A 17062-nucleotide genomic window follows, 5' to 3' on the forward strand; every position below is an offset into this window, starting at 1 on the left:
TTGGAAATTACTGAAGCCCCAGCTCCAGATAGTTTCGACCATCCGTACCGCCCCCAAACAAAATTTTAAGCTTGTGCTTCGTACCGTAATTATCGGTTACGGTAAAGTTCATTGCCCCATCGAGCTTATTTCGATACTTTACCGGAGACCAGTAATTGAAATTCGAAACCCGGTCCAGTGTGATCAACATCGCCCCCTCAGACGGCCTATCCTGCCCTTTGAATTTGGGATCAAGCGCCACCTGAATACCTGGCTCTTGAGAAAGTAATTGCAGCTCGGCCTGATACTGCACGCCTTCTGGCATGAGGGGAGCCTCCTCAGGGCGTCGTGGCTTGAAGGCGATGCCGGTATAAGTGGCGAAACTTTCCGCTAACTGCTCCGACTCCCACTTAATCATCGAGGCGGATTCGAAATTCATCTCCACCAATTGAATGCCGTTTCCAGACAGTGACCAATAGTCTGTGGTGCGATGCCAGTAATTGAACGTATCAGTAGGCGTACTTGATCCATCCTCTTCAAAAACCCGTTTGCCGCCCGACTTTGGCCATACGAACGCGGCAAGGTTAGGCAAGGGAAGCTTGACCCCCTCCAATTCGATCTTACCTTTCTCTTTGTCTGGATTATCATCGCTGTACGAATTTTTCCACGCTCTATCATAAGCCTGAAACTTGGCCGTGAACCTGGCCACTTCCGCCACCTTCGAATGCACATACACAGTGACGTAACGCTTGCCCTCTTCTTCCCCTCGCACCCCGCTCGCCCTATCCGAACTGCCCACGGGGTAATAATCAAAATGGTTACGCTTCTTTTTCGCCGCCCACACTTCCAAACTATCGCCTGGAATACCATGCTGATCGTCAGTCAAATAAGGAATTTCATTGCCAATTTCGTCAAGCAGCACCAATGTAGCCAGCTCAGCATTACTGACCGGGTCCCAAACGTTTTCACCGTTTGAGTCAGTAAAACTGTGAGTACCAATGACAATATCAATGCCTACTTGCTGGTAACCATTTGCAAACACCATATTTCGATTTTTATTGTTCAAGCTGAGGCTAAATTCTTTGAGTGTTTTCCAACGGTCCTGCAATGCCATGGCCTGCGCAGCCAGGCCTGCGTAATGTTCAACAATGGCAACGCCCGCAAAGGGGCCGGAAAACGCGGCGATTACACTGACCTCAGCATCGGGCTGATCAGGCGCTTTATACTCCCCGGTCTCTTTGTCGATGTTTCCAGGCCCAAACACTTCCCAGCGATCTGCCGGGTCGTCATCAAGCGCAAATAGCCGGCCCGCGCCGGGTGCAAGGCGGGGTACATAATGGGGCGTGACCTGCAATCTGGGTTCCGTGCGCAGCATCACGACCGTTGCATGGCCCTTGGCCTCGCCAACACTGACTTCCACACGCTGCAAACGCACCAGCGGCACAGAACCCTCGTCTGGCGTAAACACCGCCCGCCGGGAGTCGTCGGCATCCTTGACCAACTCTCCCATTTTCTCGTCTAGCAGTTTCCACTCGACATTACCGGCAGCGTTGCTGGTAAAGGTGATAGCGCCCTGGCCCGAATACCAGACAACAACCCGCGGCGAGATTGACAGCGGCTCCGAAGATTCGATCAACAACGCTGAACGGGTAGCCGCATCAGCCTCCTCTGAAACCTTCGCTGACACTACCACTACACGCTGAGCGCTCGGCAGCTGGCCCCTTGGCCTGGCAGTGTAGGTACCGTTATTGATCGCACCCGCTGCTCGTGGGCTAATAATGTCATGGGCCTGCCAGCCGTAGAGGCCAGTGTCACAACTCACCTCGTAGGATAAGGCTTGTCCAGCACCGATATGGCTGAGTGCGGGCAAAAGCCGGCAGGTGCCTGTACCGGGCCGAATGTCGCCAAACAGGACCTTGTCATGCGGGTCGAACTCTTCATGTTCGAGGAAGCGGACGACATAGCCTTCCGGCATGATCACTTGCGCCAGCAGGCCGGAGGCAAGGTATGTGCTGTACTTTGCCCTTAGCTTGCCCAGCAACAACGTGGCACCGTAGTTGCTCACCTCTGGTGCTTCCTTTCGCGGCAGCAAATACGTAAACGCATCCGGAATGCCACCCGCATCGCTGTCACCCCGTAGTTGCATCAGCAGCAGCACTGCCCCGTCTGTTTGCGGCTGACTGCCCTGCCCGGCGCCTTCGGGGGCCTTTTGTGCAATAGGGTCGACCCTGTCAATCGTCAGTACATCGTTGCCAATAGGGGAAAAATTGATAAAACCGAACAGTGGTTCGAAGGCCGGTTGCTGCTGCAACTGCCCCAAGATGAATTGGCCCATTTTGCGCGCTGCCTGATCGGTAACTGCAAGGTTGCAGATCGGATCGGTGGCCTGGCCAAGATCGATAGCCAGTTGCTGTTGATTGCTCCCTGGCACAGGTACCACCACAAGCTTCGCTGTCATCTGCAGCGTGTAGCCCATGCCCTGGGTCAGTTCATGGCTTCTGCGCAAGCGGCTGGCACTTCCGGGTGATTTCTCCTGCGCGCTGCAACGGCCGGCAATCAGCTCCATGACCACGGTCACCGTGCTGGTGCGGCCCGAAGCCTTTTCGAACGACAGCGCGGGCGGGCCGAGCATCAGCCCATCCAGCACCACAAGCTCGGTGGATTGCGTATCGCCGTAATATTCGCCACTGATGGGTGTGATAAAATCCTGGTTCCTGAAACGCTCAATGAAACGCGCCTCAAGCAGTTGGTTGACCGAATCACGGCCGAGCGCAAGCATCGCCCCCCAACCATACATTGCATCGCCTTTGCTCAGAACATCCAGCAACTCGCGCTTGGAAGAAGTGGCCATGATCAAATCTCCCCTTGCTTATTATGGGTACGAACATGCGCACAGAACGCTTCATATTCTTCGACGTGCGAAAGCGGAATAACCGCGTAGTTCCAGATGGGCGTACGCTCTGCTGGTGTTTCTCTACCGGCAACGATGATGTAAGGGCCTTCGTTCGGCCCTGGCGTGTAGATGCCAGTAGTGGGGTTGATCTGACCGGCGCCTTTGAAAACTTTCCAAAGAGTTTCTGCGGGTGTCAGTTCGTCCTCCTCTCCTGTCTCTTCATTATCGAAGTACAGCGCCAGCTTTAAGCCACCTCCTGCTTGCGCGGTAGTTCTGAGCCCCGCCGTAGTTGTTCTCCAGGGGATGACAATATCGATCACTTCCGTCTGCCCGCCCGCCGATACCTCCACGCCGTCCAGATGAACAAGCGCGTCCACCGTGCCGGCTTCACCGACAGCTTTTTCCGGGGATTCATAGATCCGCACATTTTTGTCTACCGGAATATCCAGATCGGAATCACCGGCTTCCACTTCACGTACGGTGCCTTTGCTTGAACTGGTCATGGCCCATTTCAAGTCACCCTTTATATCGCCACCTGTCAAAACGTAGCGTGGGCGGTTATCGCCGGATTTGAAATTTGCAATTTGGAAATAGGGATAGATAGCAACGCTGTCCGCCACGACCGTTACCAATGCGCTGCTCGAGTTACCATTTGCCGTGGCTGTCACGATGACACGCCTATAGCTGTCGGTTAGCGCCCCGACTTCAGGAGGCGTATAGACCCCATCCACAACAGCGCCTACTTTTTCGGGGTCAGTTGAGCCATCTGGCAAACCTTTGACACTCCAGCTAACCGTCCCGCCAATGGCAGGGTCGAGATGAAACTTAACCGTGTTACCTGGGGCCGCGCTCACTTTTTCTTCAAGCGGCTCTACAGCGAAGGTTGTCAATTTGGGGGCCAGATCCCCTAACAGCGAAAGTTCCCCAGGCGTTACCAATAACCGTGGCGTGGCAACATCATCACTGCGGAACAAAAGGCTGTTAAGGCGTAGAGCATTAAATGGTTTGATCCCTGACGCCATGACAGCAACCTTGTCGGCCATTTGATTCACCAGGGGATCAATATGGGGCTTAATGTAATCATCAAACGATTCCTTAACATAGTCGTTAATATAGCTGTGATCGCCGCCCCAAAACCGGGCATTATAGTTGACCTCCACCTTGCCCGGCACAATTTCTATATCACCACGCTTGTCCCCCTCACCCACCATTTTAATTCGAAGTTCTGTTTGCACCGAAACAGAAACATTGAAATCCGGATCATGACGATAATCCCTAAGCGAGTCGTGAAAGATAACAACCAACTCCTTAGTGGGACATTCCACAGCCCACTCAACGACCAGAACATCATCAGTATGTACAATTTTAAAAGAACCCGAAAAATCAAGATTCGGCCATGTGTATGTGGTGAACGTATAACGCTCATAATCACGAATCGTAGTGTCCCTGCGCCCTTGCACCGTAAATCCGACATCAGCCTTCACAGTAGAAAAAAAGCCACTTTGATCACGATCCATATTAACATTTGTCAACCCAGGGATGTCACGCACCAACTGCCACAATTGATCCTTGAGCCAGACTTCATTAGCAAAAAGAACATTCATTGTAAACGGACCATCGTTTCCATCCACCGGCGACGGCAACAGATAGGGCATATCCTTATCATTCGGTGGAAAGGTTCCTGTCTTGTCCTCAACAAACGACACCCCCACGATAACAGCGCCCTCCTCCTGCTCCTCTTGAGTGGCATTGGTAATCTGTTGTGAACGTGCCAGCGAATGTGTACGAACAGCAAATTCTTGAGGATTGAGCGCCCCCGCTAATGGCTTGATGATATTGAGCTCCCATACCCTGGCCTCCTTCGGCCATTTTTCAAACTCAGCTTTAACTGCCTCACCGAGCTTTTCGTTCATTTCCTTCCAACTGGAAACTTCAAAGGTGTACCCCTGCCCCGTTGAAAGATCCAATGTCACGCGGCCTTCGTCATCAATACTGCCGCTGTTGGTTTCATTCAGGGTTATGTCCATCCGGACCGTCGGCCCACCTAAAGGGTTCAGCACCGTATAGCTCACCAATTCCATCTGGTCACTTCCAGGCAACTGGCGCAACTGGGTGATGACGCCACTGACGACGTTCATGCTCAAGCGCGCCTTGGAACTGGCGATACTGGAATTCACGAACGACAACCGAGGCTTGTCCATCACGAGGTCGCGAACCTCGGTCCAACTACCACTTTCCGTACTTGCCCTGAAATTGACAGGCGGCAGCCATTCACTGTCATCAAAACGCTGAATATGCTCCTGCGCCAACAGCCTGTTAGCCCTGAATCGATCGTAAACCAGTAGCGCCCCCCACCCCAAAGTACGCGGTTCTGCCCGGAGGTATCTCATGTATTTTTCAAACGTAGGCCTGGCCATCACTATCACACTCCAAAATTAATTAACAATACGCAGCCTCAACACAAATAGCACTCACACTGCATTGACAATACGCTAACTAGCACTTCACTCAAGATTCCAGCGTGATACTCATTTCCGGAAACACTCTATATAGCGTCCCGCCATCGAAGCTCAACGCGACATGCAACGTAAACTGCTCGTTCAGCTTTAATTGTTCCAAAAACAGTTTTGGCAACTTAGCCTCAACGCCCATATCCGCTTCCCCTTCAGTCACGGGTATAGATGCAGTCCGCAGGTCTTCAGAAAGATCTCCCTCTTGCCCTACGCCGCTTACCCAAATATGAAGAAGTTGACCAGCCCGGCCAAATCTCCAGGTGCCCAGCGTCAATTTGGCCCCCCCACTTGGCACCCTCGATAGCGACAAGGCTTGCCCAACTACACCTTCACATTGGATTTGCGGATCTCCACTGGGAACGGGCGGGGTAATCCTTAAATGGTAAGGCGCCGAGTCCAGCGGAGAACCACTGCCAATCACGCGATACGCCACTTCAAAGCGCCTGCTCTGGTCCCGCGAGCCGCGCCCGATGTTTGCCGGTACGAATTCTTCTGGTATAAGAAAAACCAGCGGATCAGCCCCTTCGGGGGTATTGGCAACGTACTCACCAAATACCGGCCACCCACGCCAAAGCACTTCAGCACGTTCGCCCGGCAACAGCACATCGGGTACACGAACACGAACACCGCCAACGCCGTTCGCGCCAGGCAGGGTGCCATGATCCTTGCCTTCGTCTGGTGTCGCGCGGTCGATCAGGGGGACGGACAACACCCGCGTGGTAGCGATGGCCACGTTCAGCGGCTGCGATTGCAAACCTGCCCCTTCACGGCTGAAGAGGTAGGACAGGCTGACGTTTAATCCTTGATTCTCCAGCACGAAATCGACAGGCACATGCAGTACGATGGTGCCGACGGATTGCGTGCTGGCATCGACACGAACGTGTGTAAACAGCTCACGTACCGGGCTACGCCAGTACAGGGTGACGTGATCAGAAATCGACATCCCGGGGTAACCGTCTATATGGATTGTCAATCCATCCCGGAAGTTACCAGGATCCAACGGTTTTCCCGGGGTATACCCCACAATACGCGGAGCCGGGAGAGGTGTTGGCAGCGAGGCCTCAGAATCGATGACAAAGTCCTGAACGGGAGAATCCAGGGACCCGCTGTCAGCAAAGTCGACACTGTAAGAAACTTTAGCAGTGCCCGGATCAATGAAGCGAAAAATATTCTTACCCACGGTGAACATTAAGGGTAGATTATCGAAATGCTCTTTTTTAACCGTCAACTTTTCGGTTTCCGGGTCCTCTTCATAACCATCCTCATCAAAGCCCTGGAACGTGAAGTTAATCACGTCCCCGACTTGCATCGCCTGATAGGGCATAACGATGAACATGACGCCAGCACTGTCCAGCTCATCGGGCTTAATGACCAGGTCATGCGACTGAACAGCTTGAATGACCGCTAAACCTTCACCATCACCCTTTTCCCTGATACCCACGAGGCAGAATCTGCGCTGTGACTGGCCAACTGTGGTTACCACGTATGAATAAAAAGCTTGTCCACCTTCGGCGCTTCGAACAACAGCATTTTCTATTTTTACTTCCACGCCTTTCTCAAGATCTTCCGGCCTGACATAATACTTTGACCCTGCATCGTCAAACGCCGTCCCTTCCGCGTCGGCGCCTAACCAGCTAATGACCACCTCATGGTCAGGCTGCATACCCGTATACTTTATATACGTAAGCAGATCACTTGCACCCAATTCATCCAGGTCGATTTCGTTACTGGAAGTCAGCCCTGAAATTAACGGCTGCTCCAGCTCCACTTCATTAGTCTTCATGCAATGTCGGCCTCTACTCTATTGATTGCATCGCTGCGCTCAGCGGGCAACGGCTGCATACCGTTATAGAGTGGGTACCGAACCCAAACAACTAGCAAAAATACTAGGTCCCCGACGCCCCCCCTAAGCACCGCACCCCATCACCTGGGGACCTGGCATTTCTGCTAGGTGCCTGGCACCCCATATCGTCATACCCTGCCTGGACACGCTATACGCTGACGCGTGCATACCTCAATCATCAATCAATTAAGTGGAAGCCAATGACTATGTCACGCCAACATTCACCATCAGCAACTGGCACCATTACTGTTTATGAAAAAGTGGGCAACGAGGGAGGCGGCGACTCCAAAGCATTGATCGTCGAAGGCGCGGGAAGCGACAAAAGGCAAGTGCTTGAAATGGGTGACTTTTCAGCACGCAAAATACACATGATCAATATCCCATCGGCCACCACCATTGAACTGCAATCAAAGGCCATGGAAGGAGGTACACCTAAGTGGTGGATTAAGCTGAAGACAACGCATGCACCCTCTGACCTCGACCAGCACGATATCGACCAATATGTAAACCGCAACGGCAAGGGTAGCTTCATACCTACAGCACTTGGCATCCTCGTTGTCGACAAATCCGAAAACCCGGCAACACGCGACTCGCTGGGGAAAATCATCGTGCAGACATCGGCCGGCCGCCGACCTACCACTGAATAAGGACGCTATTCATGACTATACAGTCCAATGCCTGTAACTTCATGAGTTACACCCAGGGTAGTGTCGACCCCCGCACGGGGCTTTACACATTTTCTATTGAAATCCCCCCCCTGAACGCCAATGACCTTCAGGGCCCGGAACTGCCTTTGAGCCTGAATTTCAACCCCTTGAACGAATCGAACGCAGGCTTCGGTATTGGCTGGTCTTTGAAACTAAGCCGATACGACCTGGACAGTGGCGTACTGGACCTGCACACGGGGGATAGTTTTGCGATCGCTGACAACGGCCCGAACGAACCTGTTGTGGTTCATGAGCGCAAATTTGACAGCTTTCATGTGGCGAATATTAGCAACGATAAAGGCAAACGTTACCGGATTGCCCATAAAGCGGGCCTGGTAGAGCTACTTGAGCCACTGAAAGCCGCCCCCCGGGTTTGCCTGCCAACCCGGGTCATGACGCCATCGGGCCACGGCATCACATTGGCCTACGACGACAGCAAAGGCCGGCTGGCTTCTATCCATGACGACAGTGGGCTAACACTGCTTACGGTAACGTTCAACGGTGACCATGAAGCCGTGCTGGACCTTCATCCTGGCACTGAAGCGCATGTGTCTTTCACCCTGGCGCTCGAGGGTGAAGAACTGCGCACGTTAGTCATGCCCACCACCGACCAGCACAGCTGGACGTTTGACTATACTTCCTACGGTTCCTTGCGTTGCCTGCAGAAACTGGTAAACCCACTGGGGGGTGAAGAGGAGCTGGTTTACAAAGAACAGGGGCACCAACTACCCGGCCTGGAGCTGTATGTCCCCTATGCAACCAGCCTTGTTGTGAAGCCCGATCGGCTTGATGAAACAACCTTTATAAAGACCGAATACGACTTTAGCAAAAATAACTTCCTGGGTTATGGCGCGTCGGGTGTAGTCTGGGATGAAAACTACAACCAGGATCACTTGTACAAATTTACCGGCAGTACATTCAACTACACATCAACCGTCAAGCACCACTACGAAGGCAAGGTACTCCGCACCGTCACGCGCACCTTCAACCGCTTCCATTTGTTGGCCGAGCAAGTCACCGAAGAGTCCGGCTGTACCGAGACGATGAAAAACGAGTACCACGAGCGCAGTGGCGGTTTTGCAGAACAGGATGAACGCCTGCAACTACCGAGCAAAATGACCAAGACCTGGACGGTTTCTGGTAATCCCGTCGACCGCCGTGACGAGTTCGTCACCTTCATTTACGACAAGGCAGGCAACCTGGAGGAGGAGCGGACTGCCAGTGGCATACGCATGGTCCGCACCTATTATCCCGCCACCCAAAGTGACGGCTGCCCGGCGGACCAGGAAGGGTTCAAGCGCAACCTTGAAAGTATTACTGTTTACCCGGCTGACGATGCAGCAACCGGGAAGCCCGCTACGATCACTCGCACCCGGTACACCTACAAAGCGATGGACGTGTTGAGCGCAACAGCCTCGCTGCAGCAGGCAAGTTATTGGTTGGTTGCTGACAGCGAGGAGACCCTCGAAGTTACCCTGGAAGATGATGGTAAAGAAACCGAACAACGGTTGCGCCGGGTCGAGATGAGCCACCTGAACATGCCAGACAATGTCTTGCTGCACGGGCGCTCCGATCTGAAGACTGCCACGCTGGGCGCCTGCACGTCGAAAACCCGCTGGCATTATGAAAAAATAAACGACGAGCAGGGAAAACCAACTTACCTGAAGACCACAACCACGTTCTCGCCCCACGGCGGTACGATCGAGAAAACGTCGGCCTCTGTACACTCGTCGCTGCGTAACCGCGCCATCGAAGAGGAAGATGCCAACGGCGTGGTCACCCGTTACCGCTATGATTCACTCAACCGGCTGCTTGAACAGACCGTGGCGCCAGATGACCCGGATCATGCTGCCACAGTTGCTTATGACTATGGCCAGGTCATTGAGGACAAGCGCTCGCTCTGGTATGCCCAGATCACCGACCCCAACAAGGTCATCACCCGCGCCTATCATGACGGGCTCGAACGCTCGGTACGTGTGGAGCGCACACTGAAAGACCTGAATGACCCAGGCAAGACAATTACCCGCATAACGTCCAAAACCCAGTATGACTCCATCGGGCGCGTGGCAAGCGAAACACAGTTCGATTACCTCCCCGCGCCTCCCGACAGCGACACCCCCGCAGAAACCGTGGTCGAGCTGACGTCCAGCTACGCTTACGATGCCTGGGGGCAGCGCTGCGCGGTCACCCGCCCGGACCTTGTGAAAGAAATCACCGAGTTCTCGCCTTTCGGTGAAAAGGGCAACAAAACCACGATGTGGAGCGTGAGCCCCGACAAGCCCGACGACAAACAGCAGCTGCGCGTCGTGGAATACAACACATCCGAAAAACCCGTGTATGAGTACCTGCTGCTGCCGGTGGAAGACGAAGCAACAAAAGGCATCTCGTGGGTTGAGATCGACCGCACCGATTACACCTACGATGGGCTAAGCCGCTGCATCAAAGAAACCTTCAGCCCCGCGCAGACTCGCAAGCAGAAACCCTTGGTCACCGAGTACACCTACGATAACTGGGGGCGCATGTGCGAAACCGTTCGGGCAGACGGCAGCAAACTCCTGCGTACCTTCGCGGCGCACAGCGTCAGCGAGTTGACAACCCTGCTGGAAGTGCTTGATACCCGCGGTGATCCGGCGCAGCCCGTGTGCTCGCGCGAGTATGACGGGCTTGATCGCCTGACCCGCATGGCCGTAGGACCGCGCGTGGAAAAATACCAGTACCGTGGGCTGACACAACTGGTCGAGAAGCGCTCCATCAGTAACAGCAAGGGCACCGACAAACGCACGCACGTCACCCATTACGAGTACAAGCCAAACCTCACCACCCAACCTTCCCAGGTGGCAGCGACGTTCGAGGATGTATCGCAGCCTCATGTGCCCGATGCGTCCAGCTTCGACTACTTCCCAAGCGATGCGCAAATTTCCTCGGCTGCCAACAGCAACGGCAACCGTACTTACAGTTACACCGACCAAGGCTACCTGGCCCATGAGTACTGGAAGGTGAACGATCAAGCGCAGTACGACATCCACAATGCGCACTCGCTGGAAGGCCGCCTTATTTTCCGCAAGCACAGCGACGGTATTGCCTGCCACTATGGCTACGACACACTTGGGCGGCTTCAGACCATTTCCCAGGGCCAACTGGAATGCACACTCGAGTACAACAGCGAAGGGCTGCTGGAACACACGACCACCCGAGATGCCGAGCGTTATGTGCGCACCACCCAGACCTACGACCCGCTGGGCCGACAACATCGGCGTACGCTCGATGCCAACGGCGAAATCAGGGTGCTGGTGCTGAAATGGCGTGATGGCAAGAACCTTGAGTCGCGCACCCTGTACCGTGACAACGATGACGATGAAGACGCTTTCATCCGCAAGGAAGTGTTCGGTTACGACGAACTCGATCGCCTGACCACTCACGACTACGAAGGCGACTGGGACATTGAAGAGGAAGACGGCGAACGCTGGCAGGCACTGCCGCGCAATGCAGCGGGCCGCTCGATCATTGCACAAACGTTCGACTTCGATGCACTGGATAACCTGAGCCGCTGCCGAACTGATTTTGCCGATGGCGAACGTGATACCGCACGCTTCACCTACGCTGAGGACTCCAGCTTCCAGTTGACCAAGGTGACCCATACCTTACTCGCAGATTACCGCGCAGAGCAGACGTTCCATTACGATGCGCGGGGCAACATGCTCAACGACGAACAAGGGCGCAAGCTGGAATATGACAGCCATGGCCGCTTGCAGCGTGTGCTGGATGCCAACGACACCGAGTTGATGAAGTACTTGTACGATGGCCACGACCAGTTGCTCGCCGCCACGCAGGCTGGCAAGGCCCAGGTGCAAAGGCGCTATCTGGGCAATAGCCTGGACAGCACACAAGAAAATGACCTGCTCACCCAGTACCTGTACGGTGATGGCCAGGCAGTGGGTGTGCAACGCGCGAACCAGAACGACAACCAGCTGCTGCTGACCGACACTGCCGGCAGCGTGGTTGCAGAAGTAGACAGTGATGGCACCCGCCATGCCAGCTACAGCGCGTACGGTGAACAGCCCGAAGACAATGGCTTGCGCAACCTGCTGGCGTTCAATGGTGAACTGCGTGAAGCGGGGTTGGGCTGGTACCTGCTTGGCAGCGGCTACCGTGCCTACAACCCCAACCTGATGCGCTTCCACAGCCCGGATTCGCTGCCGCCAGAAGTATCAGGCCCCAATCCTTATGTGTATGCACTGGGCAACCCGGTGAAATGGCGGGACCCTACCGGCCATAGGGTTAGTTCGGTGGCCGGTGGAGATGTACCACCGGATTACGTGGACCCGCCAGAAAAACCCTCGATTCCCTGGTCTGCATGGATAGGCGTAGGCGTTGCGGCGCTTATGCTGGTGCTATCGGCCGGCGCGATGGCAGGGCCTCTGCTAGCGGGTGCGGGCGCGTTGGTGTCGACCGGCGTCCTCGCGAAAGCCTCGATTATGGTTATCGGGCAAGGTGTTGCACTGGGCATGCAGGTTGGTGCGGTACTTACCACCAATGATGACCCAGAACTTTCACAAGCTCTCAATTATGGGGCGTTCGGGGTTCAGGTAGTGACGTCTATCGTGGGTGGGCCAGCAATGTTTACGCTCAAGGCAGCAGGCAAAGCAGCCACGGCAGCTAAAGCGGTAGCTAAAGCGAGCGTTGCTGCCGCGACGAAGGGAGGCGCGCATCTGCAAGGGCTTAATCGGCTGATGTCGGCGCCGACTCAGGCAAGCTTGGACGACATGCAGATAACCTCCACAGGCGGCATGGGCCTACAGTCAAACCCCTCCCGCAGTGTTGTTAATAGTGCTACGCAAACAACGCCTTCAAGTTCGAGTAGCGCTTCTAGCGCCAATCCACCCCTGAGGCAAGTAAATCTAGAGGCCACTGTTTTCAGCAGCGGCAGGGGGCCAAGGATAGTCAGCGAACCCCAAGTAACAATTGTTCAACATGGTGTAAAGCTGGATCCGCCAAAAGCTCCTACACCTACGAAGTACTCCGGAGATGGAAGACCCCTCAACTGGGAATGGCATGCGCTTCAACCAGGAGGAGTGTAATCTGAGTTGATCCTGCGCTGGGGTGTCGCTAGGCACCCCAGCTCAATCGCCCTTATCGAAACCACCGCCTCATTATCAAGACTCTTCCTACAGCCTCTCTATCCCCCCGCCCCTAACCTACCCCTCGCAACACGGCCCGTCAGCCACACGCCTGGCGCACGCCACCCTAAGCTCGCAACCAAGCCTCCCTTGCGCCCCCAACTGCAAGCGCTAACGCCCCAGGACTCCTTCCATGCCTAAGCTCCACTGGCGCAGGCCCGTGTGGTCACGCCCGCGCCCCGCCCGATCCGCGCTGCTTGGCAGCCCGCTAATACTGCTTTTAGTCACGCCCGCGCTCGCCACCCCCTCTTCGCCTCGCTTCCAGGCCGAGTTCATGCGTCAGGCACCCGGCCTGGCCAGCGACGCCGGCGCGCTGGCATTGCAGGCCCTGGCGGAACAGGAACCGTTGGCGGCCGGGCGTTACCGCGTTCAGCTACTGGTCAACCACACACCGCTGGACGCACGCGAAGTGGACATTCGCAACAACGACGGCCAAGGCTTGCAAGCCTGCCTGACGGGTAACCTGCTGCGCGACCTGGGCCTGCGTGAGCAAGCGCTGGAAGCCCCCCTGCCCAGCGACGATCGCTGCCTGGACCTGGCCGCCCTGTTACCCCACGCCTACGCCGACTTCGACCCGTCGAACTTGCGCTTGTCGGTGTCCATCCCACAGATAGCGTTGCACCGACAACCGTCCGACACGATCGCCGAATCGCGATGGGACGCCGGCATCAATGCCGCCTTCATCAACTACCAGGCGTCCACACAACATTACCAAAGCCACAACGGCCGCAACCGCAACAGCCACGACCTGTACCTCAACAGTGGCATCAACATCGCAGGCTGGCGACTGCGCAGCAACCAGGCGCTGCGCGACAATGCCGATGGCCAGACCGACTGGAGCCGCAGCGACACCTATGCGCAGCGTGATATCCCCGGGTTGCGCGCCAACCTCACACTGGGTGAAACCTTCACCGGTGGCGAGGTGTTTCGCAGCGTCCCGTTCATCGGCGCACAGGTGGCATCCGACCTGGACATGCACTCCGATACCGAGCAGCAATATGCCCCGGTCATACGCGGCGTAGCCCAGACGCGCGCCAAGCTCGAAGTGCTGCACAATGGCTACCCCATCTATTCCACCTACGTCGCCCCCGGCCCCTATGCCATCGACGACCTCAATGTCGGCGCTGGCCACGGCGAACTGGAGGTGATCCTGACCGAGGCCGATGGCCAGGTGCGGCGCTTCACCCAACCCTACTCGTCATTGGCCAACCTGCTGCGCGAAGGCATATGGCGATACAGCGCCACGGTCGGCCGCTACAACGGCGCCGAAGATCTTGAGCGGCCCGTGTTCTGGCAAGCGACCCTGGCCCGTGGGGGGATCTGGGACAGTACGCTGTACGGTGGCGCGTTCGCCAGCGACTACTACCACGCCGGCGCCCTTGGCGTGGCCCGCGACTTTGCCGGCCTGGGCGCGCTGTCACTCGATGCAACACAGGCACGCACCGATCTGGGCGGCCTGGCCGGCCAGGTACAAGGCCACAGTTTTGCCATGCGCTATGGCAAAAGCTTCCAGACCGGCACCAACCTGCGTTTTGCCGGTTACCGCTACTCGACCGAGGGCTACCGTGATTTCGATGAAGCAGTGAAGGATCGCAACCAGTCGGACCGTTACGTGGGTAACCGCCGCAGCCGCCTGGAAGCTTCGATTTACCAGAACGTCGGTAACAGCTCGGTGAGCCTGACGCTTTCACAGGATGATTATTGGAACAGAAGCGGCCAGCGTCGTAATTATCAGGTGCAGTACAACACGCGCTGGGGTGACCTGGGTATCAACCTGTTCGCCTCCCAGGCATTGGCAGAACGTGGCGGGGACAGCCGTTTGATTGGACTGAGCCTGTCACTGCCACTGGACTTCGGCCACCGGCACAACACCACCTTCGACCTGCAGCACCAGGACGGGCGCAATAGCCAGCGGGCCAGCCTGAACGGCGGGCTGATGAACAACCGGCTGGGCTATCAGGTCTCGCTCAGCCATGACGAGCAACAGCGCAGCAGCGGCGCACTGTCACTCGCTTACCAAGGTACCAATGCCAGTTACGGTGCCGGCTACACCGAAGGCGCCGATTACCGCAGCGTATCGCTCAACACCAGCGGCGCACTGCTGGCCCACAGTTCCGGCATAGTGCTGGGCCCTTACCTGAGCGATACCAGTGCATTGGTCCACGTGCCGGATGCTGCCGGTATCACACTGGAGAATGCACCCGCAAGCCAGGCCAACAAGGGCGGCTATCTGTTGGCACCGAACCTGCGGCCCTACCGCCTGAACCCGCTGATACTGCGAACCGACGATTTGCCCCCCGAGTTAATCATCGACAACGCCGTGCAGCGAGTAGCACCGCGCCGAGGGGCCATCGTCATGGCTACGTTCCCAAGCCGACAGGTCATGCGCCTGGTCCTCACCCTTCAGTTGCCCGACGGCCGCCCGCTGCCGTTCGGTACACAACTGACGGATGCGCAAGGGCAGGCGGTGGCCGTGGTCGGGCAAGCCGGTCAGGCACTGGTGGCCACCGAACATCAAGGTGAGCAGCGACTGCAGGCGCGATGGCTGGACCAAGGTACCCGCGAGTGCCAGGTAATGCTGACCCCCGAGAACATCACCGCAGTCAACGGCTATCGCATTCAAACGCTGGCGTGCCACCCCCGCGAGGCCGGCACACCTTCTGAAACAAGCACGAATCAGGAAGCAGCATCATGAGCATATTCGCCCCCACAGCCTTGCGGCCTCTTGCCGTAGTGACTTGCAGCCTGGCCATCTGGCTGTCGAGCAACCCGGCGTACGCTCGGTGCGAATGGGATAGCGGGCTGCCCACCTACATGACGTTCGAGCACGATCTGGGCAGCCTTTGGGTACCTCGTGATGCTGAAATAGGACGAGTCATTGCCGACTTGCCATTGGCGGTGCGTAACCGTGAGGGCAGCAACCTGCAGTGCTTCTACGACGCAACCCCTCCCACCACGGCGAGCATGATACCCAGCACCGCCCTGGTGCCGGGAATACCCGTCCGCGCTCAACGTTCTGCCGATAGCGTGCTACGCACCAACGTCGATGGCATCGGTGCCATCCTGACCCTGGGGTTCCCCTATGATGGATCTGCTCCCAATGCGTTCACCTCCGACGATGGCACGCAGAGCGTGCCCTACAGTGGCACCATGCTTACCCCTACGGGTTTCGCTGCGCCACTCGGCGTTCTGAGGGGGCGCGTGACTTTGGTCAAGACCGGGCCAATTGCCCCTGGAGAACACATTGTCGACAAGCAGATGTTCCACGGTGTCACCAATGACCGAGGCCGGGTTCTGGACTACACCCTGAAGGCGAGAGTCAAGCAAGCGCAATGCACGCTGTTGGGCAACCCCGTTAGCGCCGACCCGGTAAAGCTCGGCGACTACACCTTGGCCGACTTCACAGGCCCCGGCCCGGTCGGCACGGAAACGCCATTCAGTATTCGGCTTAGTGATTGCGAGGATGACAGCGCAGCGGGTACAGCTTTTGCTCACATCGAACTGGATGGTACAAAAGGCTCCACTGTCGTGGATGCCAAGAACGGTATCTTCAGCCTTGGCTCCGGCTCTACTGCAGCGGGCTTTGGCATTCAGATCCTGCATGGCGATGGCAGGCAACTACCCCTACAGGAAGTGGTATCGGTCAAACCCTTGCAAGTGGGGATTACTCAGCTGGACTTCAGGGCGCGCTTTTACCAACTCGACCCCAAGGTAACACCTGGGTTAGCCCAAGGTGCTCTGCACTTCACCATCAGCTACCGCTGAGCACGCCCCATCGCGCCCTACCCAGCATAGGGCGCATGGACGGGGAAAAAATTCAGACATGCAAAAACGAAGAAAGGGACTTTCGTCCCTTTCTTCGTTTCTATGTTTGGAGCGGGAAACGAGACTCGAACTCGCGACCCCGACCTTGGCAAGGTCGTGCTCTACCAACTGAGCTATTCCCGCAA

7 protein-coding genes and 1 tRNA gene are annotated in these 17062 nt (G+C 56.3%); 4 read left to right on the forward strand and 4 right to left on the reverse strand.

Translation table 11 applies throughout. The annotated features are described in order from the left end of the window. Nucleotides 1-7: 7 nt before the first annotated feature. The 3 genes from D906_RS14615 to D906_RS14625 form a co-directional block, all read right to left on the reverse strand. Nucleotides 8-2830, reverse strand: coding sequence for a hypothetical protein (locus D906_RS14615; RefSeq protein WP_027615871.1), 2823 nt, complete (start codon nucleotides 2828-2830; stop codon nucleotides 8-10). Nucleotides 2831-2832: 2 nt separating this feature from the next. Further along, nucleotides 2833-5289: a hypothetical protein gene (locus tag D906_RS14620; protein WP_020424255.1), complete on the reverse strand. Its 2457-nt coding sequence runs from the start codon at nucleotides 5287-5289 to the stop codon at nucleotides 2833-2835. Between the two features lie 91 nt (nucleotides 5290-5380). Beyond that, a complete protein-coding gene (locus D906_RS14625; RefSeq protein ID WP_020424256.1) occupies nucleotides 5381-7168 on the reverse strand; it encodes a hypothetical protein in 1788 nt (595 codons plus the stop codon). Nucleotides 7169-7428: 260 nt separating this feature from the next. On the opposite strand from D906_RS14625, the gene D906_RS14630 reads away from it, so the two are divergent. The 4 genes from D906_RS14630 to D906_RS14645 all read left to right on the forward strand — a co-directional run bounded on the left by D906_RS14630 (nucleotide 7429) and on the right by D906_RS14645 (nucleotide 16877). Then, a complete protein-coding gene (locus D906_RS14630; protein ID WP_141099588.1) occupies nucleotides 7429-7875 on the forward strand; it encodes a hypothetical protein in 447 nt (148 codons plus the stop codon). 11 nt (nucleotides 7876-7886) lie between these two features. Then, on the forward strand, nucleotides 7887-13013 hold the full coding sequence (locus D906_RS14635) for an RHS repeat domain-containing protein (RefSeq protein ID WP_081741897.1): 5127 nt from the start codon (nucleotides 7887-7889) through the stop codon (nucleotides 13011-13013). A 232-nt stretch (nucleotides 13014-13245) separates the two neighbouring features. Next, nucleotides 13246-15807 (forward strand): fimbria/pilus outer membrane usher protein, encoded by a 2562-nt coding sequence (locus D906_RS14640; RefSeq protein WP_050587748.1) that lies wholly within the window; start codon nucleotides 13246-13248, stop codon nucleotides 15805-15807. Further along, on the forward strand, nucleotides 15804-16877 hold the full coding sequence (locus D906_RS14645) for a fimbrial protein (protein ID WP_019099434.1): 1074 nt from the start codon (nucleotides 15804-15806) through the stop codon (nucleotides 16875-16877). The genes D906_RS14640 and D906_RS14645 overlap by 4 nt, the downstream gene beginning before the upstream one ends. 107 nt (nucleotides 16878-16984) lie before the next feature. On the opposite strand, the gene D906_RS14650 is transcribed toward D906_RS14645, so the two are convergent. Further along, nucleotides 16985-17060, reverse strand: a tRNA-Gly gene (locus D906_RS14650). Between the last annotated feature and the right edge of the window lie 2 nt (nucleotides 17061-17062).

Origin of the sequence: Pseudomonas sp. LAIL14HWK12:I1 (assembly GCF_003202095.1) — a bacterium.
Taxonomy (GTDB): domain Bacteria; phylum Pseudomonadota; class Gammaproteobacteria; order Pseudomonadales; family Pseudomonadaceae; genus Aquipseudomonas; species Aquipseudomonas monteilii.

Bases quoted from the DNA above. Each gene is read 5' to 3' on its own strand.
- D906_RS14615 (WP_027615871.1), bottom strand. From the start codon at position 2,830: ATGGCCACTTCTTCCAAGCGCGAGTTGCTGGATGTTCTGAGCAAAGGC.
- D906_RS14620 (WP_020424255.1), bottom strand. From the start codon at position 5,289: ATGGCCAGGCCTACGTTTGAAAAATACATGAGATACCTCCGGGCAGAA.
- D906_RS14625 (WP_020424256.1), bottom strand. From the start codon at position 7,168: ATGAAGACTAATGAAGTGGAGCTGGAGCAGCCGTTAATTTCAGGGCTG.
- D906_RS14630 (WP_141099588.1), top strand. From the start codon at position 7,429: ATGACTATGTCACGCCAACATTCACCATCAGCAACTGGCACCATTACT.
- D906_RS14635 (WP_081741897.1), top strand. From the start codon at position 7,887: ATGACTATACAGTCCAATGCCTGTAACTTCATGAGTTACACCCAGGGT.
- D906_RS14640 (WP_050587748.1), top strand. From the start codon at position 13,246: ATGCCTAAGCTCCACTGGCGCAGGCCCGTGTGGTCACGCCCGCGCCCC.
- D906_RS14645 (WP_019099434.1), top strand. From the start codon at position 15,804: ATGAGCATATTCGCCCCCACAGCCTTGCGGCCTCTTGCCGTAGTGACT.